This window comes from Bordetella genomosp. 13 (assembly GCF_002119665.1).
Lineage (GTDB): Bacteria > Pseudomonadota > Gammaproteobacteria > Burkholderiales > Burkholderiaceae_B > Bordetella.
In genome coordinates this window covers 4943794-4964352 of the sequence record NZ_CP021111.1, presented here as the reverse complement: position 1 = coordinate 4964352, position 20559 = coordinate 4943794, and the positions used below count along the sequence as shown (strand labels likewise).

Sequence of the window (20559 nt, the reverse complement as noted above, 5' to 3'; positions counted from 1 at the left end):
CGCGCGCTGCGCTTACTGGCGCGTGGCGCCCGGGGGCAGGATGATGCCCGAGTCGTTGCCGTTGGAGGCGGACGACTGTTGCTGCTGCAGCTCGGCGATGCGCTGTTCGTACAGGGCCTGGAAGTTCACCTCGGCCAGGTGCAGCGCGGGCAGCGAGGTGCGCGTGATGGCGTCGGCGATGTTGGCGCGCAGGTAGGGATACAGCATGGTGGGGCATACGATGCCCAGCAGCGGGTCCATCTGCTCGACGGGGATGTTGGCCAGTTCGAAGATGCCGGCCTGGGTGCCCTCGACCAGGTACAGGACCTTGTCGTTGATGCGGGTGGTGACGGTGGCCGTGACGGTCGATTCGAAGACGGTCTCGGCCAGGCGCTGTCCACCGACGTTGATGCTCACTTCGACCTGCGGCGTCTCCTGCTCCAGGAACACGTGCGGGGCGTTGGGCATTTCCAGCGAGAGGTCCTTCAGATAGACGCGCTGCATGTTGAACGAAGGAGCGCCTGCTTGCTGGTTGTTTTGGTCCTGGTCGGCCATGGGGAAATTCCAGTTGGTGGGTCGGGTGAAAAGTCTTGCGCGTCAGCCGTTGAGCAGCGGCAACAGACCGCCGGCGCGGTCCAGCGCCTGCAGGTCGTCGCAGCCGCCGACGTGCGTGTCCCCGATGTAGATCTGGGGAACCGTACGCCGCCCGGTGCGGGCGATCATCGCTTCGCGCTGGGCGGGGTCCTGGTCGATGCGGATGATCTCGGGATCGGTGACGCCCCGCTGCTTCAGCAGCGCCAGGGCGCGCGCGCAGTAGGGGCAATAATCCTTGCTGTACATGACAACTTTGTTCATAGACTCTCCAGCGTGATGGAAAGGGCGTCTCAGCCCTTCTGCGTAACCGGCAGGCCGGCCGCGAACCAGGCGCGCATGCCGCCTTCGAGCACCGACACCTCGGCCACGCCCTGAGCCTTCAGGCGCGAGGCGATGCGCGGCGCGTCGCGGCCGTTCTCGCAGACGAGGATGAGCGGCTTGTTCTTGGGCAGGCTTGCGGCCTTCTGTTCGACATCCGCTGCCGGCAAGCTGCGTGCCTGGGCGATGTGTCCGGCCTGGAACTGCTCGGCGGGGCGCACGTCGACCCACACGGCCTGGCGCTGGTTGACCATCTGGATGGCCTCGTTGGTGCTGAGGCCCTGGCCGGCACGGCCCTTGCGCAGGGCCGGCAGGGCCAGCATGACGGCCGACACCACGGCCACGGCCACGATGAAGATGTTGTTCTTGTCGAGCAGAAATTGCAGAAGATCCACGAGGTATCCTGAAGTACGGCTTGGTCCGGAAAGGCGCGGGGCGCCGGAGGCGGCTGGGACCGGCGCGCGGGCCGCGCGGCGGGCGTAAAGCCGAGGCAAAATCGCTCAATTATAAAATGAGCGCATCATTCACCGATTTTCCACTTCTTCCGCGGGCACCGCGGCTTCTACCATGCACAAACTCGTACTGATGCGCCACGGCGAAAGCCAGTGGAACCTCGAGAACCGCTTCACCGGCTGGACCGACGTCGACCTGACCGAAACCGGCCGCGAACAGGCCCGCAAGGCAGGCGAACTGCTCAAGCGCGAAGGCTATGCGTTCGACCTGGCCTACACCTCGGTGCTCAAGCGCGCCATCCGTACGCTGTGGATCGCGCTGGATGCCATGGACGCCATGTACACGCCGGTAGGCATCAGCTGGCGCCTGAACGAGCGCCACTACGGCGCCCTGCAGGGCCTGAACAAGGCCGAGACCGCTGCCCAGTACGGCGACGAGCAGGTCCTGATCTGGCGCCGCGCCTACGCCATCGCGCCCGATCCCCTGGGCCTGGACGACCCGCGTCATCCCCGCTTCGACGAACGCTATGCCCGCGTGCCCGCCGAACAGCTGCCCGCCACCGAATGCCTGCAGGACACCGTGGCGCGCGTGCTGCCGTTCTGGAACGAGTCGATCGCCCCGGCCATCCGCGCCGGCCGTCGCGTGCTGGTCGCCGCGCACGGCAACAGCCTGCGCGCCCTGATCAAGTATCTGGATGGCGTGTCCGATGACGACATCGTCGGCCTGAACATCCCGACGGGCCAGCCGCTGGTCTACGAACTGGACGACGACCTCAAGCCGATCCGCCATTACTACCTGGGCGATCCGGCGGAGATCGAAGCCGCGATGGCCGCCGTGGCGGCGCAAGGCAAGGCCAAGAAGGACTGAGCGATGCAGCGTGCGCGGGTGGGGCCGCGGTGGGCGCGGCGCGCGGCGGTACTGGCATTGGGCCTGGCTGCGGCCGGGCCGGGCGCTGCCGCGGACCTTGCCGGCCGGCAGTCCGAGGCCGAGCGCGAACAGGCCGCCCTGCGCGAGCGCATCGACTCGCTGCAGAAAGAGATCGACGCCCGAGAGGCCGCCCGCAAAGAGGCGGCCGATGCGCTGAAGGCCTCCGAGTCCGCCATCTCGCGCATCAACCTGCGCCTGCGCGACCTTGCCCAGGCGCAGCACCGGGCCGAGATCGAACTGGCCAGCCTGGAAAAGCAGATGGCCGCGCAGCGCAAGGTGCTGGAGCAGCGGCGCGCCGAGTTGTCCGAGCAACTGCGCGCCCAGTACGCCAGCGGGTTGTCGCCCTGGACGGCGCTGCTGTCCGGCGACGATCCGCAGCAGCTGGGCCGCAATCTGGGCTACCTGGATTACGTGTCGCGGGCCCGCGCCCGTAGCGTGGCCGAGCTGCGCACCGAGATCGACCGGCTGGCGGCCCTGCAGGCCGCCACCGATGCGCGCCGCACCGAAATCGCCAATGTGGTCGACGAGACCGCGAAGCAGAAGGCCGAGCTGGTCGCACAGCAGAAAGAGCGGGCCACCCTGGTCGCCCAGCTCGAAGGGCAGATCGCCGCGCAGCGGGCCGAGGCCGGCAAGCTGGGCCGCGACGACCAGCGACTGTCGCGCCTGATCGGCGACCTCGAAGTCGCCATCGAGCGCCAGGCCGCCGAGGAGGCGCGCCGCCGGGCAGAGGCCGAGCGCAAGGCGGAAGAAGCCCGCAAGGAGGCCGCCCGCAAGGCCGAGCTGGCCCGCAAGGCCGAGGAAGCCCGGCGCGCGGAACTGGCGCGCAAGGAGGAAGAGGCGCGCAAGGAAGCGGCGCGCCAGGCCGAAGCCGTGCGCCAGGCGCGCACCGACGCCGAGCGCCGCAAGGCCGAAGAGGCGCGGGCGGAAGCCGCCGCTGAAGCGGCTCGCGTGCGCGAGCAGGCCGAGGCGGCCGCCCGGAAGGCGCAGCAGTCCCAGAACGCGCTGGTCGATCCCGACAGCGCCGGGCTGCGGCCTCTGGAAGGCCAGGGACATGCGCGCTTGGTCGAGAACGACCGGCCGTCCGACCGCCCGGCTGCGGCGCAGGCGCCCGAGGGGCAGACGGCGGCCCGGCCCGAACGCGAGTCCTCGGAACGGGCCGAACGCACCGAACGTCCCGAGCGCGAGGCATCGGCACGCTCGGCGGCGGGCGTCGGCAACGGGCTGCGCCGCGGCCTGCCTCCGCCCGTTCGCGGCGCCACGCAGGGCCGCTTTGGCGTGGATCGCCCCGACGGCGGCGTCTGGCGCGGCATCGTGCTGCGCGCGGCCGAAGGCACGCCCGTCAAGGCGGTGGCACCCGGCCGGGTGGTGTACGCCGAATGGCTGCGCGGTTTCGGCAATCTCATCATTGTCGACCACGGCCAGCAATACATGTCCGTGTATGCCTACAACCAGAGCCTGCTCAAGCGCGTCGGCGACGCCGTCGCTGCCGGCGACACCATCGCCACGGTCGGCGCCACCGGCGGCCAAGTGGAATCGGGCCTATACTTTGAAATTCGCCATCGTGGCGCTCCGGTGGATCCCGCCCAATGGTTGGCCCTGTAGCGCCGCGCCGTAGCACCGCTGTAGTATTTTGACAGCATGGTTGCCCCCTCGAATTCCCTGGCGGGCCCGCCCAGGGGGCGTCAAATTCAGGAAGTGTGCATGAGCACTCGCAAGTATCGCGGTTTCGGTCTGGTTGCCATCGGTGCGGTGGCGGGCATTCTGCTCAGCGCCGGCGTCACGGCCGTGGCGCAGCGCGGCAGCCCGCTGCCCCTGGACGAGCTTCGGCAACTGAGCAACGTCTTTGCGGCGATCAAGGACAACTACGTCGAACCCGTCGACGACAAGACGCTGATCCAGAACGCCATCTCGGGCATGGTGTCGAATCTCGACCCGCACTCGGCGTATCTGGATGCCGACGCGTTCCGCGACATGCAGACCAGCACGCAGGGCGAGTTCGGCGGCCTGGGCATCGAGGTCGGCGCCGAGGACGGCTTCGTCAAGGTGATCTCGCCTATCGAAGACACGCCTGCTGCGCGTGCCGGCATCCTCGCCGGCGACCTCATCATCAAGATCGACGACACGCCCACCAAGGGCATGTCGCTGAACGATGCCGTCAAGCTCATGCGCGGCGCGCCCAAGTCGCCCATCACGCTGACCATCATGCGCGCCGACCAGGCGCAGCCCATCGTGGTCAAGATCGTGCGCGACATCATCAAGGTGCGCAGCGTGCGCAGCAAGATGCTCGACGACGGCACGGCCTACCTGCGCATCGCGCAGTTCCAGGAAAAGACCGGTCCCGACATGGCGCGCCAGCTGCGCGAACTGGGCGCCAAGGGCGCGCCCAAGGCCCTGGTGCTCGACCTGCGCAACGACCCGGGCGGCCTGCTGACTTCCGCCATCGGCGTGGCGGGCGCCTTCCTGCCGCCGGATTCGCTGATCGTATCCACCGACGGCCGCACGCCCGATTCGCGTCACAAGTACATGGCGGTGCCCAGCGAGTTCGCGCGCGGCGAAGGCAACTACCTGTCCGGCCTGCCGGCTTGGGTGAAGACGGTGCCGATGGTGGTGCTGGTCAACGTGGGTTCGGCCTCGGCTTCCGAAATCGTGGCCGGCGCCCTGCAAGACCACAAGCGCGCCAAGCTGCTGGGCAACCGCACGTTCGGCAAGGGCTCGGTGCAGGTCATCCTGCCGCTGTCGCAGGACACGGCCGTCAAGCTCACCACCTCGCGCTATTTCACGCCCAACGGCCGCTCGATCCAGGCTACCGGCATCGTGCCCGACTACATCGTGGCCGATACGGCGCAGGGCGATCTGTTCCGCCTGCCGCGCGAAGCCGACCTGCAGCGCCACCTGTCCAACCAGCAGGATGCCAACGAGATCAAGTCCGCGCCGTTCGAGGGCGTCAACGAGCCCGTGGCGAAGATCTTCGAGTTCGGCGGCAAGGACGACTTCCAGCTGCAGCAGGCGCAGAACCTGCTTGCGGGCCGCGCCGTGGACAAGGGCGCCCAGCGCCAGGCCAAGGCTGACGTGAAGGCCGATGCCAAGGCGGAAGGCAAGGCCGCGCCCGCCAAACCGGCCGGCAGCGAGGCGCAGCGCATGAAGATCACTCCCTCCGGAGTCGAGCCCTCGCAGTCCAAATGAACGACCAGCAGCTGCTGCGGTATGCCCGCCATATCCTCCTGGACGAGGTGGGCATCGAGGGCCAGGAGAAATTCCTGGCCGCCCGCGCGCTGATCGTGGGGGCGGGCGGCCTGGGCTCCCCCGCCGCCCTGTACCTCGCAACGGCAGGAGTCGGCCACATCGTGCTGGCCGACGACGACGATGTCGAACTGAGCAATCTGCAGCGGCAGATCCTGCACACCACGGCCAGCGTCGGCCGTCCCAAGGCCGAGTCCGGCCGCGACATGCTGGCGGCCTTCAATCCCGAAACCCGCGTCGACGCACGCGTGCAGCGGCTGGATGGCGCCGCGCTGTCCGATGCCGTGGCCACGGCCGACGTGGTGCTCGACTGCACCGACAACTTCGCCACGCGCCACGCCATCAACCGCGCGTGCGTGCATCACCGCAAGCCGCTGGTGTCCGGCGCGGCCATCCGCTTCAACGGGCAGGTCAGCGTCTACGATCTGCGCGACGACCGCGCGCCCTGTTATCACTGCCTGTTTCCCGAGGCCGACGACGTCGACGAGCTCAGTTGCGCCACCACTGGCGTGTTCGCGCCGCTGGTGGGCATCATCGGCAGCATGCAGGCGGCCGAGGCGCTGAAGCTGCTGGCCGGCGTGGGGCAGAGCCTGTCGGGGCGTCTGCTGCAGCTTGAGCTGCGCGACATGCAATGGCATTCCGTGAATGTGCGCCGCGATCCGGAGTGCCCGGTGTGCGGGCATCGCGAAAACGCAGGCTGAGGGCGGTGCGCATTCCAGGCCGCGCCGGACGACGCTCCTTGTCTTTCCAGCGCCTGTCGTGACGCATGCTCGGGCGCGCAGGTTTTCCAGACCATTTGTTCGCCCGAAGTTTTCATATAACCTGACAACCCGCCTATAATCGCGGGATGTCTCTACGCCCCTCCACCCTTACCGAGCAGGTCGCCGGCCAATTGGCCGCCGAAATCGCCCGCGGCACCTACGCCGTGGGCGCCAAGCTGCCTGCCGGCAAGGACCTGGCGCGCCAGTACGGGGTCAGCGCCGCCGTCATCCGCGAAGCCACCGAGCGCCTGCGGTCGCAGGGCCTGGTGCGCAGCCGGCAGGGTTCGGGCTGCGTGGTGCTGGCGCGCACCGGCAGCGCGGGCTTCCAGGTGCCGGCATTGCTCGAGGCGGATCGCGTGCAGCTGGCGCACGTGTATGAGCTGCGCATGGAGCTGGAGGGCGGGGCCGCGGCGCTGGCTGCACGGCGGCGTACGCGGGACGACCTGATCGCGATGCAAGCGGCGCTGGACGGCCTGCGTGACTGCCTGGACGATCCCGATCCCGATTCCGGCGTAGAGCACGACGTGGCTTTTCACAGCGCCGTGGCCGTCGCCACGCACAACCCCAGCTATCAACGCCTGTTGCAGTATCTCAGTCTGCAGCTGCGCCAGGCCGTGCGCACCGCGCGCGTGAACAGCCTGCGCCACGCGGGGTTGCCGGCGCGGGTGCATCGAGAACACGTGGCCCTGTTCGACGCCATCGCGCGCGGCGAAGCCGAGGCCGCGCGTGCCGCGGCCGTCTCGCACCTGCGCGCCGCCGCGGGCCGGCTCGAACTCGGGTTGGCGTTCGCCGATTCTTCTCTTTCTTCCGAACACGGACTCGCATCATGAGCACGCAAGCTTTTTCGCAACGCCTGGTAGAGGCCCTTGGGCCTGAAGTGGTCGCCACCGCCGAGCAGGACATCGCCCCGTGGCTGGCCGACTGGCGCGGGCTGTATCGCGGCCAGGCCCAGGCCGTGGTGCGGCCGCGCAGCACCGATGAAGTCGCGAAGTGCCTGGCGCTGTGCCAGCAGGAAGCCGTGCCGGTGGTGCCGCGCGGCGGCAATACCGGCCTGTGCGGCGGCGCCACGCCCGATGGACGTCCGTCCAACGTGGTGCTCAGCCTGGATCGCATGCAGGCCATCCGCGGCATCGACACCGTGGCCAACACGCTGGTGGCCGAGGCCGGCTGCATCCTGGGCAATCTGCGACGCGCGGCGCACGAGGCGGGCCGCCTGCTGCCGCTCAGCCTGGCCGCCGAAGACTCCAGCCAGATCGGCGGCAACGTCGCCACCAATGCCGGCGGCGTCAACGTGGTGCGCTATGGCATGGCGCGCGAACTGGTGCTGGGGCTGGAAGCCGTGCTGCCCGCCGGCGAGGTCTTCCATGGCCTGCGCACGCTGCGCAAGGACAACACCGGCTATGACCTGAAGCAGCTGCTGATCGGATCGGAAGGTACGCTGGGCGTCATCACTGCCGTTGCGCTGCGGCTGTTCCCGCGTGCCGACACGCGCAGCGTGGTGCTTGCTGCCGTGCAATCGCCGGCGCAAGCCTTGCAGCTGTTCGAACTGCTGTACGAACAATGCGGCGCGCGCCTGCAGGCCTTCGAGTTCTTCACCGGCGATTGCGTCGACCTCGTACTGCGCCACGCGCAGGGCGTGCAGGAGCCGTTCGCGCAGCGCTATCCGGGCTACGTGCTGGTGGAGCTGGCCGACAGCGTGGACGAGGCCGCGCTGAATGCGCTGGTCGAGCAGGTGATCGGCAACGCGCTGGAACGCGAGCTGTGCCTGGACGCCGCGGTGTCGGCCTCGCTGGCGCAGGTGCAGGCATTGTGGAAGCTGCGCGAAGAGATTTCCGAGGCGCAGCGCGCCGACGGCCCGCACCTGAAGCACGACGTGTCGCTGCCCATCGAACGCATCCCCGAGTTCATGGTGTCGGCCGAGGCGCGCGTGCGCGCGGTGTGCCCCGACGTGCGCCCCTTCATCTTCGGCCATTTCGGCGACGGCAACCTGCACTACAACCTGTCGCGTCCGGCCGGAGCCGCCACCGACTGGGCCGCGAAAGAAGGCGCCGCCATCACCGACGCCGTGCTGGACGAGGTGAACCGCTATGGCGGCAGTATCAGCGCCGAGCACGGCATCGGCCAGCTGAAGCGCGACCACTTCCTGCACAGCAAGGATCCGCTGGAACTGCGCCTGATGCGCGACATCAAGCGCGTGCTGGATCCCGCGGGCATCATGAATCCGGGCAAGCTGCTGTAGTTGTCAGTGCCAGTGCCCGTGCCGGTATCTGTGTTCTTCAGGCGCCTGGGCCATGACTGCGGACTCTCGTACTCGCGCTGTCCGCGCTCCGTGCGAGAGTCCTCCGCCATGTCCCAGGCTCACGACAACGCGATGCCAACGCCGCAACTTCGCATTAGCCGATGCCGAGGCCGCAAGAGTGGCAAGAGTCAATTGCGCATGAGCGCGATGCGGATGTGCGCGGGCAGCGGCCGGAGCAAGCGTCTGCATGACTGCACGGCCCGTGCAACCGACCGGAACTCGTTAGGCTCCGAGTGCCGACCATGTGTGAAGCAATGCCGCAAATGACGTTGTCGTGAGCCGCGGCCGTGCCGGAGAAGTCGCGCCCGCAGCGCGGCCAGCGCGAGGACGGGACTTCGCAGGTACGGCCGCGGCGTCTCAAGAACCCATGTGCGACATTGCATCGGCACATGCGGCGTCTCAAGAACCCATGTGCGACATTGCATCGACACATGCGCCATCCGAAGAACGCATGCGGTGCCTCAAGAACGAGAGCCGCCGCCGCCGAGAACCACGGGACCATCAAGCCTGGTGGTAGATCTCCGCTCCCTTCTTCACGAACTCCACCGCCTTCTCCTGCATGCCCCTGCTCAGCGCGTCCTTGTCGCTGACGCCTTGCGAGGCCGCATAGTCGCGCACGTCCTGGGTGATCTTCATGCTGCAGAAGTGCGGTCCGCACATCGAGCAGAAGTGCGCGACCTTCATCGAGTCCTTCGGCAGGGTCTCGTCGTGGAACTCCTTCGCGGTGTCCGGATCCAGGCCCAGGTTGAACTGGTCTTCCCAGCGGAACTCGAAGCGAGCCTTGGACAGGGCGTTGTCGCGGATGGACGCCCCCGGATGGCCCTTGGCCAGGTCGGCCGCGTGCGCGGCGATCTTGTAGGTGATGATGCCGTCCTTCACGTCCTTCTTGTTCGGCAGCCCAAGATGCTCTTTGGGCGTGACGTAGCACAGCATGGCCGTGCCGTACCAGCCGATCAGCGCGGCGCCGATGCCCGAGGTGATGTGGTCGTAGCCCGGCGCGATGTCGGTAGTCAACGGGCCCAGCGTGTAGAACGGCGCCTCGTGACAGTGCTCGAGTTGCAGGTCCATGTTCTCTTTGATCATCTGCATGGGCACGTGGCCCGGACCTTCGATCATCACCTGTACGTCGTGCTTCCACGCCACCTGGGTCAGTTCGCCCAGCGTTTTCAGTTCGGCGAACTGGGCCTCGTCGTTCGCGTCGTACGCCGAGCCTGGCCGCAGGCCGTCTCCCAGCGAGAAGCTGACGTCATAGGCCTTCATGATCTCGCAGATCTCTTCGAAGCGCTCGTACAGGAAGCTTTCCTTGTGATGCGCCAGGCACCACTTGGCCATGATGGAGCCGCCGCGCGAGACGATGCCGGTCATGCGGTCGGCCGTCATCGGAATGAAGGGCAGGCGCACGCCCGCGTGGATGGTGAAGTAGTCCACGCCCTGTTCGGCCTGCTCGACCAGCGTGTCGCGGAAGATCTCCCACGTCAGTTCCTCCGCCTTGCCGTTCACCTTCTCCAGCGCCTGGTAAATGGGCACCGTGCCGATCGGCACGGGCGAATTGCGGATGATCCACTCCCGCGTCTCGTGGATGTGCTTGCCGGTGGACAGGTCCATCACCGTGTCGCCACCCCAGCGGATGGCCCACGTCATCTTCTCGACTTCCTCGCCGATTCCCGAGCTGACGGCAGAGTTGCCGATGTTGGCATTGATCTTCACCAGGAAGTTGCGGCCGATGGCCATCGGCTCGATCTCGGGATGGTTGATGTTGGCCGGGATGATGGCGCGGCCGCGGGCCACTTCGTCGCGCACGAACTCGGGCGTGATCGACGAGGGCATGGCCGCGCCGAAGGACTGGCCTGGATGCTGGCGCAGCAGCCGACGCGCCAGCTTCTCGCCGTCGGGGCCGCTCGCGCGCAGCGATTCGATGTACTGCTCGCGGCGCAGGTTCTCGCGGATGGAGACGAATTCCATCTCGGGCGTGACGATGCCGCGGCGCGCATAGTGCATCTGCGTGACGTTGGCGCCAGCGCGCGCGCGGCGCGGCGGGCGGCGCAGGTCGAAGCGCATGGCGGTCAACTCGGGGTCCTGCAGGCGCTGGCGGCCGTATTCGCTGGTGGGGCCGGTCAGCACGTCGGTGTCGCCGCGCTCTTCGATCCAGCCGCGGCGCAGTTCCGGCAGCCCGCGGCGGATGTCGATGCGAGCTTGGGGATCGGTATAGGGCCCGCTGGTGTCATACACGGTGAGGGGCGGGTTCTTCTCGCCGCCGAACATGGTGGGCGTGTCGGCCTGCTCGATCTGGCGGAACGGTACGCGGATGTCGGGCCGCGAGCCGGTCTGGTAGATCTTGCGCGAGTTGGGAAGCGGGGCGACGGCCGCGGCGTCCACCTCGGCGGTGGCGGCGAGGAACCTGGGATTGGCGTTCATGGAAAGCTCCAAAGTGATGTGATGGAGCCGAACAGGAGGGATTCCGGCCGCGCACGCGCGCGGCGAAGCGCGAGGGGCGGCTTGAGGAATACGCTCCCAGCATCGGCATTATCCGTACTGGTACGAAGGGACTCTCTCAACACGCGGCGCGAACCGCGAGTACCCCTGCGTGGGACGAAGTATAGGCGTTTTGGAAGCGGGCTTCGTATTGGTCCATTACATCTGGATTCAGTCTGGACGGACGGGGGTGTTGCGAGGCCTGTAAACTTTTTCTCATGCCTATGCGGCCGAAGGCGCATAGCCCCCACCGGGCACCGTCGCGTCGACGCGGCAAGCAAGCTTGTTCGTGATGCGTAGAATGGCGGTTGCCGTACCAGCGGTGCGCCTTTAGCGAAACTCCAAGGGAACTCACCATGCAACTGACTCTCCGCAAACTGGCTCCTGTGCTTGCCGTGGCCATGTTGGCCCTGGCCGGGTGCCAGACTGCGCCGACCGCATCCGACAAGCAGGGAAGCGCCACGCCGGCGCCGTCGACCCCTTCGACCCCGTCCGCGTCCGCTCCGCGCACCGCTTCGCCGGTCGAGTTCTACATCGCCTACTCGCAGCCCGGCCCCAACCGCACGGCCGTGTCCATGCCGGATGGCACGCTGTATCTGCAGCAGCAACCGGTGCTCACGCGTGAATACCTGACCGAGGCCGCGGCCGTGGTGGACCGGCAGGGTCAGCATTTCGTCGGCCTGCGCTTCAACGAAGCCGGCACGCGCATCCTGTCGGACGTCAGCAGCCAGAACCTGGGCAACATGCTGGCGCTGGTCGTGAATCGCGAACTGGTGGCTGCTCCCAGCATCGCCGAGCCGCTGAACCGCGGCGCATTGGCGTTCGGCGTGCCGACGGCCCAGGCCGCCATCGAACTGGCCGCGCAGATCCGCGGCGACAACGCCGCCGCGGGCGGTGCTGCGCCTGCCTCACGCACCGTCAGTCCGCGTCCCGGCGCCGCGCCCGCCCCCGCGGCGACGCCCGCGCCGGCACGCTAAGCGCCTGCGGCAGGCCTCGCGCCATTGCGGGCGCTGGCCATCAAGAAACCGGACCTCGTTGTCCGGTTTTTTCTTTTGCATCGTCCATGCAGGGCGCCGCGTCGTCGGGGCCGCTCAACCATGCTCGTGAGGTTGGACCGTGGCGTCCCGGCCGCTGCCGCGGCAGATCGCATCGAAGTCCGCCGCCAGGTCGGCCAGCGCGATCGTGCCCAGCCTTTGCAGCAACAGGGCCTCGGCCTGGCGCAGCGCGTCGTCCAGCGCCGCGTTGACCACGCGTTCCACCGCGCATTCCGGATTCTCAGTCTCGTTGCCGATTGCGAAGATGCGCGGTCCGCCCACGGCACGATGAATGTCCAGCAGCGTGATCCGCTTCAGGTCGCAGGCGATGGTCCACCCGCCGCCGTGTCCCTTCTCGGACCGTACGTACCCCGCCTGGCGCAGCCCCGCCATCGTGCGGCGGACCACCACCGGATTGGTGTCGAGCATCTGCGCGATTTGCTCGGAGGTGAACGGCTGGTCTCGCCGCGCCATGTGCAGCAGCACGTGCAGCATGCGGGACAGCCGGCTGTCTTTTCTCATGAGGAAGCCTGGGGAAACGGATGAGTGGGCAATACGAAACATTATAAGTTGCATGAGCTGGCGCGTCTCGCTACCATGTAACTTCAATAGTTTCGTAATCGGCCGCCGAGCCGCCAAGCCGCCGTGTGACGTCATGGCGCCGCGGTCCCGCATGGCGGCCACAGACCAGGGAGCATGTGCCTTGATATATGACGCAATCATCGTGGGCGGCAGCTATGCCGGCCTGGCAGCCGGGCTGCCTCTGGCGCGGGCGCGCCGCAACATCCTCGTCATCGATGCCGGGCAGCGGCGCAACCGCTACGCCGAGCACTCTCATGGCTTTCTCACGCAGGACGGCACGCCGGCCGCCGACATCGCGGCCCGTGGCCGCGCGCAATTGATGGCGTACCGCACGGTGGACTGGCTCGATGCCAAGGTGGCCAACGTCGTCGCTGCCGACGATGGTTTTCGCGTGGACGTCGAAGGCATGGCGCCGCGCGAGGCCAGGCGCATCGTGCTGGCCACCGGCGTGAGCGACCAATTGCCCGAGGTGCCCGGCTTGGCGGAGCGCTGGGGGCGGCACGTGTTCCACTGCCCGTACTGCCACGGATACGAACTGAATGAAGGCCGGATCGGCGTGTTGGCCAGCTCCGCGCTGGCGATGCACGTGGCGCTGATGCTGCCCGACTGGGGCACCACCACCTTGTTCCTGAATGGCGCGTTCGAGCCCGATGCGGAGCAGTTGCAGGCGCTGGCGGCGCGCGGCGTACGGGTCGAACGCAGCCGGGTGCAGCGCATCGAGGGCCGGCTCGACCTGGTGCTGCAGGGCGGGCACGTGGTGAAGCTGGACGGCCTGTTCGCCACGCCCAGGATTTCGCCGGCCAGCCCCATCGCCGCGACGCTGGGCTGCGACATGGACGAGGGGCCCATGGGCCGTACCGTCAGGACGGATGCGATGAAGGCGACGTCGGTGGCGGGCGTCTATGCCTGCGGCGACGTCGCGCGGCCGGGCGGTTCCGTGTCATTGGCGGTGGGCGATGGGGCGATCGCCGGCGCGGCCGCGCATCAGTCCTTGATTTTCGCCAGGCACTGAAAACCGCGGGTGCAGTGCCTGGATAGGCAGAGGAACGCGTGGGCGCCGCGCGCTGCGGCGTCGTTCAGCTGCGTCGTTTCGTGGCGCGCGGCGGTTTCGCGCCGCGCTGGCAGGCATCCAGGTAGGCCTCCAGCCACTTGTCCAGGAATTGCAGCTGGTCCGAGCTGAGCGCGGCAAAACGGCGAGGGTCGATGGAGAAGGGCCAGGCTACGGCCTGAGGTTCGCGCAGGCTGTGCTTGTCGGACTGGCGGCCGTGCGTCTCGTAGACCAAGGGCGTCCGTTCCATCGGACCTTTTCCCGTTTCCAGCCAGTCGACTTCGACGTCCAGCGCGTGGGCCAGGCTGCGCGCCGAGCGGCTGCTGTCTCGGTCGCCGTTCTCATAGCTCGCGATGGCGCTTTGGGACAGACCGCTGGCACGGGCCAAAGCCTGCTGCGTGAGGCCGCGCAGCTGCCGTGCTTGTTTCAATCGGTCTGAAAAGGAGGTTTTCACGCTGCGATTGGAGCGTGTGATTTGAATACTTTGGTGATTGATAGAATTACATATGTGGTATTCGAATCGTTGCAAACCGTTCTGTGCCCGCAGATATGTCCGACACCCTTCAGCTCGTCCTCATCAACGACGCCCTTCCGGGCGCCTCCGCCACCCCGCTGGTCCATGGGCTGCAGCAGGCCGGCTGGTCCGTGCAGCTGGCCGACGCGGTCACTGCGCTGCGCGTGCTGGCCGAAATCCGCATGCCGGACGCCGTGGTGCTGCGTACGGCCTCCAGCGCGCTGTACAGCCGCGTGGCGCAGGTGCGTTCTTGCGTGCCGGTGGCCGGCCTGGTCGTCATGCTGGCCGGTGCGCCGGCCGACGCCCGGATCGCCGCCATGGACGCCGGCGCCGATGCCTGTTGCCATGCCGACACCAACGCCGCGGAAGTCGCCGCCATGCTGCGGGCGTCGTTGCGCTATCGCGGCCAGGGCGGCCGCCGCTCGCAGTGGCGGCTGATGGCGCGCGACCGCGTGCTGGCAGGCCCCGCCGACCAATGGGTGCCCCTGACGCTGGCGGAAAGCCGCCTGCTCAAGCGCCTGCTCGATGCGCCCGGCTGGCTGCTGCCGCGTGGCGACCGGCAGCTGGGCGGCGGGCGCTCGCTGGACGTGACCGTATCGCGGCTGCGCGCCAAGGCGCTGGGCCTGGGCGTACAGCTGCCGCTGTTCACCGTGCGCGATTGGGGCTACATGTTCCTGGCCGATGCGGGCGCAGGGGGATGGGAGTGATGCGGTATTCGAGATGGGGATGAAGACGTCACGCCCGCGCGTGCGGCCGCAGGGCGGCCGCCGCCGGCCTCAGACCACGACCAGGTTGTCGCGGTGCATCAGCTCGGGGTCCGTCATGCTGCCCAGGATGTCCGCAATGCGGGCCGAGGGTTGGCGCATGATGCGCCGCGCATCGGCCGACGAATAGTTGATCAGGCCGCGCGCGCATTCGCGGCCCCCGGCGTCCACGCACGCCACTACGTCGCCGCGTTCGAATTCGCCCTGCACGTCCGTCACGCCGATGGGCAGCAGGCTCTTGCCTTCGTGCAGCAGGGCATGCACGGCGCCGTCGTCCAGCACGACGCGGCCGCGCAGGCGCAGGTGATCGGCCAGCCACTGCTTGCGCGCCGACCACACAGGCAGCAGCGCGCGCAGTTCGGTGCCGATGCACTCGCCGTGCGCCAGGCGGGTCAGCACGTTGCGCTCGCGGCCCGAGGCAATGATGGTATGGGCGCCGCTGCGCGCCGCGCGCTTGGCGGCCAGTATCTTGGTCAGCATGCCGCCGGTGCCGATGCCGCTGCCCGCGCCGCCCGCCATCGCCTCCAGCGCGGCATCGCCGGCCTGGGCATGCGACACGAACTGCGCATCGGGATTCTTGCGCGGATCGGCGCTGTACAGGCCGCGCTGGTCGGTCAGGATGACCAGCGTGTCGGCTTCGATCAGGTTGGTGACCAGCGCGCCCAGCGTGTCGTTGTCGCCCAGGCGGATCTCGTCGGTGACGACCGTGTCGTTCTCGTTGACGATGGGCACCACGCCCAGGCGCATCAGCGCGAACAGGGTAGAGCGGGCATTCAGGTAGCGGCGGCGATCGGCCAGGTCTTCGTGCGTCAGCAGCACCTGCGCGGTGCGCAGCCCGTGTTCCGCGAACGCGGCCTCGTAGGCCTGGCACAGCCCCATCTGGCCTACCGCGGCGGCCGCCTGCAGCTCGTGCATGGCCGAGGGACGCTTGCTCCAGCCCAGGCGCGCCATGCCTTCGGCGATGGCTCCGCTGGACACCAGCACCACTTGCCTGCCGAGCTTGCGCAGCGCGGCGATCTGCGCGGCCCAATCGGCCACGGCGACGCGATCCAGTCCGCGGCCTTCATTGGTGACGAGCGAGGAACCGACCTTGGCGACCAGGCGGCTGGCGGAGGCGGCGACGGATACGGCGTTGGTGTGGGCAGTCATGGCGATGACCGGGCGTTGCGGGACACGGCCGCCGGAGGCGGCCCAGGACGGATTGCGATTATGGCTTATTCGTCGTCGCCGCGCGGCGGCGGGGACGCCTGCGCATCGCTGCGCGTCGTGTCGAAGCGCGGATCTTCGTGCACATACGTGCCTTCGGCCTTGTCCTGGGCGATCTGGTCCTTGCGGTTCTCTTCGTCCAGGTAGTCCTGCAGCGCCCAGATCAGGTCTTGCGTGCCGTCGCCGTTCAGGCCCGAGATGATGTGGACCGGGCCGTCCCAGCCGAACTCGGCGCAGAAGCGCTCGCGCGCGGCCTGCGGGTCGCTCACCATGTCGAGCTTGTTCAGCACCAGCCAGCGCGGCTTGGCGGCCAGCTCGGGGTCGTAGCGGCGCAGTTCCTCGACGATGGCGCGGGCGTCGATGACGGCCTGGCCGATAGGGTCGACGTCGGGGTCCGGGTTCGCGATGTCCACCAGGTGCAGCAGCACGCGGGTGCGCGCCAGGTGGCGCAAAAACAGATGGCCCAGCCCCGCGCCTTCGGACGCGCCTTCGATCAGGCCGGGGATGTCGGCCACCACGAAGCTGCGCGACGGCGAGGTGCGCACCACGCCCAGGTTGGGATGCAGCGTGGTGAACGGGTAGTCGGCGACCTTGGGGCGGGCGTTGGAGATGCGCGAGATCAGGGTGGACTTGCCCGCGTTGGGCAGGCCCAGCAGACCCACGTCGGCCAGCACCTTCAGCTCCAGGCGCAGGCGGCGCTGTTCGCCTTCCTTGCCGGGCGTCCATTGGCGCGGCGCGCGGTTCGTGCTGGACTTGAAGTGCAGGTTGCCCAGACCGCCCTGGCCGCCGGCCGCCAGCGTGACCTGCTGGCCGTGCCGGTTCATGTCGAACAGCACCTCGCCGGTGTCGGCGTCATGCACGACGGTGCCGACCGGCACGCGCAGCGTGATGTCGGGCGCCGCCGCGCCGTACTGGTCGGAGCCGCGGCCGTTCTCGCCGTTCTTGGCGCGGTGCAGCCGCGCGTAGCGGAAATCGATCAGCGTGTTGATGTTGCGGTCGGCCACCGCGAAGATGCTGCCGCCGCGCCCGCCGTCGCCGCCGTCCGGGCCGCCCTTGGGAATGAACTTCTCGCGGCGAAAGCTCGACGCGCCATTGCCGCCTTTGCCGGCGATGACCTCGATGGTGGCTTCGTCTACGAATTTCATGATGTGTGCGGTATGAGGATGGCGGCGCGGCTGAGAGGCCTGCGCCACGAAGACGCGCTTCGGAAGCGCGCCGTAGAAATGCGGCGGAAAAGCAAAAAGCCCCGCCGCAGACGGCAGGGCTTTTGCCGGTGCGGCGCGTACGGCGTACGCGGCGCCGGAATTACTCGGTGACGACCGAAACGATGGCCTTGTTCAGCGCACCCTTGTGGCCGAACTTGACCTTGCCGTCAGCCAGCGCGAACAGGGTGTGGTCCTTGCCCACGCCCACGTTCACACCGGGGTGCACGCGAGTGCCGCGCTGGCGCACGATGATGCCGCCCGCCAGGATCTGCTGGCCGCCGTAAACCTTGACGCCCAGTCGCTTCGATTCTGAGTCGCGGCCGTTCCGGGTGGAACCGCCGCCCTTTTTCTGTGCCATGTTTAGCTCCTGCTAAAAAGGTGCCGATATGCGCGTCAGACCGTGATGGTCTCGATGCGGATCTCGGTGTAGTTCTGACGGTGGCCTTGACGCTTCTGATAGTGCTTGCGACGGCGCATCTTGAAGATCTTGACCTTGTCGTGCCGGCCATGCGCAAGAACCGTCGCCTTGACCACGGCGCCGGAGACGATGGGCGTGCCAACTTTCAGTTGGTCGCCTTCGCCCACGGACAGGACCTGGTCCAGCGTGATTTCTTGCCCAATGTCAGCAGGTATCTGTTCTACCTTGAGTTTTTCGCCAGCAGCAACGCGATATTGCTTGCCGCCGGTTTTTACGACCGCGTACATGGGGTTTCCTTGAAGGGTTTAATTCGGAAGGGGCGGCAGGGTTTTCACACTGCATCGCCGGGTGCTGCCCGTTGTTGCCAACTGCGGTTGCCGACTGCGGTTGCCAACTGCATGGCTACGACTGCATGGCTGCATATCAGCCGGCTCTTGCCGCGCAAGCGTCCTGGCCTTCCTGTCACAAATTCGGCCGTAGCAGAAAACCGCCGCGCGATAGGCGCACCGACCGAACCGAGGATTCTATCCCGGGCTTGTGGAAAAGTCAAAAACGCCTTGTGGGGTAAGGGCTTATCCGTTGTGCGGGAGCAAAAAACCCGCCGCGGTTCATGTCGCCACCACCCGCGCCGCGATCTGGCGCGCCGCCTGCGCCACGCCCGTCCGCACGGCCTGCAGATGCGCGGCATCGTGGCGATCGGTGGGCACCGAGCTGCTGATCGCGATGCGGCGGCCCTGCGGCGTGCGGCCCACGTACGCGGCATGGCAATGCAGGCCGGCGGCCACCTCCTCCTGGTCCCGGGCCAGCCCGGTGCGGCGGACTTCCTCCAGCTCGCGCAGCAGGGCGGCGCGATCTGTGCAGGTGCGCTCGGTGACCGCGGCCAGCCGAGCAGGCAGCACTTGGTCCAGTTCGCCATCTTCCAGGCTGGACAGCAGCGCCTTGCCCAGGGCGCAGGCATGGGCGGGCAGGCGCGAACCGATCTCGGACACCAGCCGCACGGGGCGGCGCGCGTCCTCGCGCGCCAGGTACACGGCGTCCGCGCCATCGAGCATGGCCAGCTGCATGACCTCGTTGTGTCGCTCGACGAACAGGGCGGCCGCGTGGCGGAAGGCGGGTTCCAGGTTGTCCTGCCGCAGATAGGCCGCGCCCAGCGTCATCAGTTCAAGCCCGACGACGTAGCCATCGCGCACCTTCTCGATCCAGCGCCGCTGCGCCAGCGAATCCAGCAGCAGGTACAGCGAACTGCGCGGCATGCCGCAGGCCTCGGCCAATTGCTGCGGGCGCACGGGCGCATGCGCCGCGGCCAGTACGCGCAGGATCTCGTGGGCGCGCCGCAGCGCAGGCACTTCGTAGTCCGTCGGCATGGCGGCGTCCAATATATTGGATAGAAAGACAGCATATTAGACAACATTCGCCGCGCCGCACTAGACTGCCCCGCGATACCGCCGTCGATCGAGGCGGCCGATAGCGATGAGGAGACTGCAGACATGACTGGCATCGAACGAGACCTGCCCGAGGATCTGGACCGCGCCCTGCTGGTTGGTCGCGTGTGGCGCGAAGGCGCGCACCCCGGCCCGAGCGTGGTCGTCGTGCGCCAGGGCCAGGTGGTCGACATCACGGCGACCACGCCTACGGTGTCCGACCTGCTTGAACATCCCGAGCGTGTGCAGATCGCGCGCACGGCGCCGGGCGAGTCCCTGGGACCGGTGGCCGAGCTGCTGGCCAGCACGCTGGCAGGCGATCTTGGCGGCGCCGCGTTGCTGGCGCCCTGCGACCTGCAGCCCGTCAAGGCGGCGGGCGTCACGTTCGCGGTCAGCCTGCTGGAGCGGCTGATCGAAGAGCAGGCCGGCGGCGACGCATCGCGGGCCGAGACCATCCGCCAGCGGCTGCACGAGATCATCGGCACCGACCTGTCGCGCCTGCGTCCGGGCTCGCCCGAGGCGCTGCGCCTGAAGGCCGACATGCAGGCGCGCGGGCAGTGGTCGCAATATCTGGAAGTCGGCATCGGGCCCGACGCCGAGGTGTTCTCGAAGGCGCCGCCCATGGCCTCGGTGGGTACGGGCGCCTGGGTGGGCCTGCTGCCCACTTCCGAGTGGAACAACCCCGAGCCCGAGATCGTGCTGGCCGTCACCTCGCGCGGCGAGGTGGCGGGCGCGGCGCTGGGCAATGACGTCAACCTGCGCGACGTCGAGGGCCGCAGCGCGCTGCTGCTGGGCCGCGCCAAGGACAACAACGGCTCATGCGCCATCGGGCCGTTCGTGCGCCTATTGGACGAGCACTACACCATCGACGACGTGCGCAATGCCGACGTGTCGCTGCGCATCGAGGGCGACGACGGCTTCGTGCTGGAGGGCGTGAGCCACATGCGCGAGATCAGCCGCGATCCGCTGGACCTGGTGGGCCAGACCTGGGGCGACCATCACCAATATCCCGACGGCTTCATGCTGTTCCTGGGCACCATGTTTTCGCCCACGCAGGACCGCGCGGGCGAGGGCAGCGGTTTCACGCATCTGCCGGGCGACCGCGTACGCATCGCGTCGCCCAGGCTGGGCGCGCTGGTGAATCCGGTGGGACTGTGCACCGCGATTCCGCGTTGGGAGTTCGGGGTGCGGGCGCTGTACGCGAACCTGGCGCAGCGCGGGCTGTTGCGCTGAAGCGCGTGTCTGGGCGCGCATCCATTGGATGAGATGCGCGCCGCGCAGCGGCTGCCCAAGGCCATGTCAGTATAATTCGGGCCGGCCCCCG

21 protein-coding genes are annotated in these 20559 nt (G+C 68.1%); 10 read left to right on the top strand and 11 right to left on the bottom strand.

The features are described from left to right. Nucleotides 1-12: 12 nt before the first annotated feature. The 3 genes from secB to CAL15_RS22390 are packed head-to-tail and all read right to left on the bottom strand — an operon-like array spanning nt 13 to nt 1286. Entirely contained in the window at nt 13-534 is a 522-nt protein-coding gene (gene secB, locus CAL15_RS22400) for a protein-export chaperone SecB (protein WP_086080514.1), read from the bottom strand. Between the two features lie 42 nt (nt 535-576). After that, the gene (gene grxC / locus CAL15_RS22395; RefSeq protein ID WP_086080513.1) at nt 577-834 is read right to left on the bottom strand and encodes a glutaredoxin 3; all 258 of its coding nucleotides are present in this window, start codon (nt 832-834) and stop codon (nt 577-579) included. 29 nt (nt 835-863) lie between these two features. Then, nucleotides 864-1286, bottom strand: a complete 423-nt coding sequence (locus CAL15_RS22390) for a rhodanese-like domain-containing protein (protein ID WP_198299103.1) — start codon at nt 1284-1286, stop codon at nt 864-866. A 172-nt stretch (nt 1287-1458) separates the two neighbouring features. Between CAL15_RS22390 and gpmA the strand changes: the two genes are divergently transcribed. The 6 genes from gpmA to CAL15_RS22360 all read left to right on the top strand — a co-directional run bounded on the left by gpmA (nt 1459) and on the right by CAL15_RS22360 (nt 8511). Further along, on the top strand, nt 1459-2211 hold the full coding sequence (gpmA, locus tag CAL15_RS22385; RefSeq protein WP_086080512.1) for a 2,3-diphosphoglycerate-dependent phosphoglycerate mutase: 753 nt from the start codon (nt 1459-1461) through the stop codon (nt 2209-2211). Between the two features lie 3 nt (nt 2212-2214). After that, entirely contained in the window at nt 2215-3873 is a 1659-nt protein-coding gene (locus CAL15_RS22380; protein WP_086080511.1) for a murein hydrolase activator EnvC family protein, read from the top strand. 99 nt (nt 3874-3972) lie between these two features. Beyond that, a complete protein-coding gene (locus tag CAL15_RS22375) occupies nt 3973-5454 on the top strand; it encodes a S41 family peptidase (RefSeq protein WP_086080510.1) in 1482 nt (493 codons plus the stop codon). After that, nucleotides 5451-6212 (top strand): HesA/MoeB/ThiF family protein, encoded by a 762-nt coding sequence (locus tag CAL15_RS22370; RefSeq protein ID WP_086080509.1) that lies wholly within the window; start codon nt 5451-5453, stop codon nt 6210-6212. The genes CAL15_RS22375 and CAL15_RS22370 overlap by 4 nt, the downstream gene beginning before the upstream one ends. A gap of 146 nt (nt 6213-6358) precedes the next feature. Further along, nucleotides 6359-7102 carry a FadR/GntR family transcriptional regulator gene (locus CAL15_RS22365; RefSeq protein WP_086080508.1) on the top strand — a complete coding sequence of 248 codons (744 nt, stop codon included), beginning with the start codon at nt 6359-6361 and terminating at the stop codon, nt 7100-7102. Continuing rightward, nucleotides 7099-8511 carry an FAD-binding oxidoreductase gene (locus CAL15_RS22360; RefSeq protein ID WP_086080507.1) on the top strand — a complete coding sequence of 471 codons (1413 nt, stop codon included), beginning with the start codon at nt 7099-7101 and terminating at the stop codon, nt 8509-8511. The genes CAL15_RS22365 and CAL15_RS22360 overlap by 4 nt, the downstream gene beginning before the upstream one ends. Before the next feature lie 561 nt (nt 8512-9072). Here the strand turns inward: CAL15_RS22360 and thiC are convergent. Further along, nucleotides 9073-10986 carry a phosphomethylpyrimidine synthase ThiC gene (gene thiC / locus CAL15_RS22355; RefSeq protein ID WP_086080506.1) on the bottom strand — a complete coding sequence of 638 codons (1914 nt, stop codon included), beginning with the start codon at nt 10984-10986 and terminating at the stop codon, nt 9073-9075. 413 nt (nt 10987-11399) lie between these two features. Between thiC and CAL15_RS22350 the strand changes: the two genes are divergently transcribed. Then, entirely contained in the window at nt 11400-12020 is a 621-nt protein-coding gene (locus CAL15_RS22350; protein ID WP_086080505.1) for a SecDF P1 head subdomain-containing protein, read from the top strand. Nucleotides 12021-12134: 114 nt separating this feature from the next. Here CAL15_RS22350 and CAL15_RS22345 read toward each other — a convergent pair whose 3' ends face one another. After that, the gene (locus CAL15_RS22345) at nt 12135-12599 is read right to left on the bottom strand and encodes an Rrf2 family transcriptional regulator (RefSeq protein WP_086080504.1); all 465 of its coding nucleotides are present in this window, start codon (nt 12597-12599) and stop codon (nt 12135-12137) included. Nucleotides 12600-12780: 181 nt separating this feature from the next. Here CAL15_RS22345 and CAL15_RS22340 point away from each other — a divergent pair, with 181 nt between their 5' ends. Further along, on the top strand, nt 12781-13671 hold the full coding sequence (locus CAL15_RS22340) for an NAD(P)/FAD-dependent oxidoreductase (RefSeq protein ID WP_086080503.1): 891 nt from the start codon (nt 12781-12783) through the stop codon (nt 13669-13671). A gap of 64 nt (nt 13672-13735) precedes the next feature. Here CAL15_RS22340 and CAL15_RS22335 read toward each other — a convergent pair whose 3' ends face one another. Continuing rightward, nucleotides 13736-14137, bottom strand: coding sequence for a helix-turn-helix domain-containing protein (locus CAL15_RS22335; protein ID WP_232468059.1), 402 nt, complete (start codon nt 14135-14137; stop codon nt 13736-13738). A 119-nt stretch (nt 14138-14256) separates the two neighbouring features. Here CAL15_RS22335 and CAL15_RS22330 point away from each other — a divergent pair, with 119 nt between their 5' ends. Further along, nucleotides 14257-14928, top strand: a complete 672-nt coding sequence (locus CAL15_RS22330; protein WP_086080501.1) for a response regulator transcription factor — start codon at nt 14257-14259, stop codon at nt 14926-14928. A 69-nt stretch (nt 14929-14997) separates the two neighbouring features. Here CAL15_RS22330 and proB read toward each other — a convergent pair whose 3' ends face one another. The 5 genes from proB to CAL15_RS22305 all read right to left on the bottom strand — a co-directional run bounded on the left by proB (nt 14998) and on the right by CAL15_RS22305 (nt 19178). Beyond that, nucleotides 14998-16134 carry a glutamate 5-kinase gene (gene proB, locus CAL15_RS22325; protein ID WP_086080500.1) on the bottom strand — a complete coding sequence of 379 codons (1137 nt, stop codon included), beginning with the start codon at nt 16132-16134 and terminating at the stop codon, nt 14998-15000. A gap of 65 nt (nt 16135-16199) precedes the next feature. Continuing rightward, nucleotides 16200-17336 (bottom strand): GTPase ObgE, encoded by a 1137-nt coding sequence (gene obgE, locus CAL15_RS22320; RefSeq protein ID WP_086080499.1) that lies wholly within the window; start codon nt 17334-17336, stop codon nt 16200-16202. A 160-nt stretch (nt 17337-17496) separates the two neighbouring features. Continuing rightward, nucleotides 17497-17754, bottom strand: coding sequence for a 50S ribosomal protein L27 (gene rpmA / locus CAL15_RS22315; RefSeq protein ID WP_086080498.1), 258 nt, complete (start codon nt 17752-17754; stop codon nt 17497-17499). 35 nt (nt 17755-17789) lie between these two features. Continuing rightward, nucleotides 17790-18101 (bottom strand): 50S ribosomal protein L21, encoded by a 312-nt coding sequence (gene rplU / locus CAL15_RS22310; protein ID WP_086080497.1) that lies wholly within the window; start codon nt 18099-18101, stop codon nt 17790-17792. A 321-nt stretch (nt 18102-18422) separates the two neighbouring features. After that, nucleotides 18423-19178 carry an IclR family transcriptional regulator gene (locus tag CAL15_RS22305; protein WP_086080496.1) on the bottom strand — a complete coding sequence of 252 codons (756 nt, stop codon included), beginning with the start codon at nt 19176-19178 and terminating at the stop codon, nt 18423-18425. Nucleotides 19179-19301: 123 nt separating this feature from the next. On the opposite strand from CAL15_RS22305, the gene CAL15_RS22300 reads away from it, so the two are divergent. After that, nucleotides 19302-20468 (top strand): fumarylacetoacetate hydrolase family protein, encoded by a 1167-nt coding sequence (locus CAL15_RS22300; RefSeq protein ID WP_086080495.1) that lies wholly within the window; start codon nt 19302-19304, stop codon nt 20466-20468. Nucleotides 20469-20559 lie beyond the last annotated feature (91 nt).

Coding starts and splice junctions, on each gene's coding strand:
- CAL15_RS22360 (WP_086080507.1), top strand. CDS start 7,099: ATGAGCACGCAAGCTTTTTCGCAACGCCTGGTAGAGGCCCTTGGGCCT.
- proB (WP_086080500.1), bottom strand. CDS start 16,134: ATGACTGCCCACACCAACGCCGTATCCGTCGCCGCCTCCGCCAGCCGC.
- CAL15_RS22300 (WP_086080495.1), top strand. CDS start 19,302: ATGACTGGCATCGAACGAGACCTGCCCGAGGATCTGGACCGCGCCCTG.
- thiC (WP_086080506.1), bottom strand. CDS start 10,986: ATGAACGCCAATCCCAGGTTCCTCGCCGCCACCGCCGAGGTGGACGCC.
- CAL15_RS22330 (WP_086080501.1), top strand. CDS start 14,257: ATGTCCGACACCCTTCAGCTCGTCCTCATCAACGACGCCCTTCCGGGC.
- rplU (WP_086080497.1), bottom strand. CDS start 18,101: ATGTACGCGGTCGTAAAAACCGGCGGCAAGCAATATCGCGTTGCTGCT.
- gpmA (WP_086080512.1), top strand. CDS start 1,459: ATGCACAAACTCGTACTGATGCGCCACGGCGAAAGCCAGTGGAACCTC.
- CAL15_RS22375 (WP_086080510.1), top strand. CDS start 3,973: ATGAGCACTCGCAAGTATCGCGGTTTCGGTCTGGTTGCCATCGGTGCG.
- obgE (WP_086080499.1), bottom strand. CDS start 17,336: ATGAAATTCGTAGACGAAGCCACCATCGAGGTCATCGCCGGCAAAGGC.
- grxC (WP_086080513.1), bottom strand. CDS start 834: ATGAACAAAGTTGTCATGTACAGCAAGGATTATTGCCCCTACTGCGCG.
- CAL15_RS22365 (WP_086080508.1), top strand. CDS start 6,359: ATGTCTCTACGCCCCTCCACCCTTACCGAGCAGGTCGCCGGCCAATTG.
- secB (WP_086080514.1), bottom strand. CDS start 534: ATGGCCGACCAGGACCAAAACAACCAGCAAGCAGGCGCTCCTTCGTTC.
- rpmA (WP_086080498.1), bottom strand. CDS start 17,754: ATGGCACAGAAAAAGGGCGGCGGTTCCACCCGGAACGGCCGCGACTCA.
- CAL15_RS22345 (WP_086080504.1), bottom strand. CDS start 12,599: ATGAGAAAAGACAGCCGGCTGTCCCGCATGCTGCACGTGCTGCTGCAC.
- CAL15_RS22350 (WP_086080505.1), top strand. CDS start 11,400: ATGCAACTGACTCTCCGCAAACTGGCTCCTGTGCTTGCCGTGGCCATG.
- CAL15_RS22370 (WP_086080509.1), top strand. CDS start 5,451: ATGAACGACCAGCAGCTGCTGCGGTATGCCCGCCATATCCTCCTGGAC.
- CAL15_RS22305 (WP_086080496.1), bottom strand. CDS start 19,178: ATGCCGACGGACTACGAAGTGCCTGCGCTGCGGCGCGCCCACGAGATC.
- CAL15_RS22380 (WP_086080511.1), top strand. CDS start 2,215: ATGCAGCGTGCGCGGGTGGGGCCGCGGTGGGCGCGGCGCGCGGCGGTA.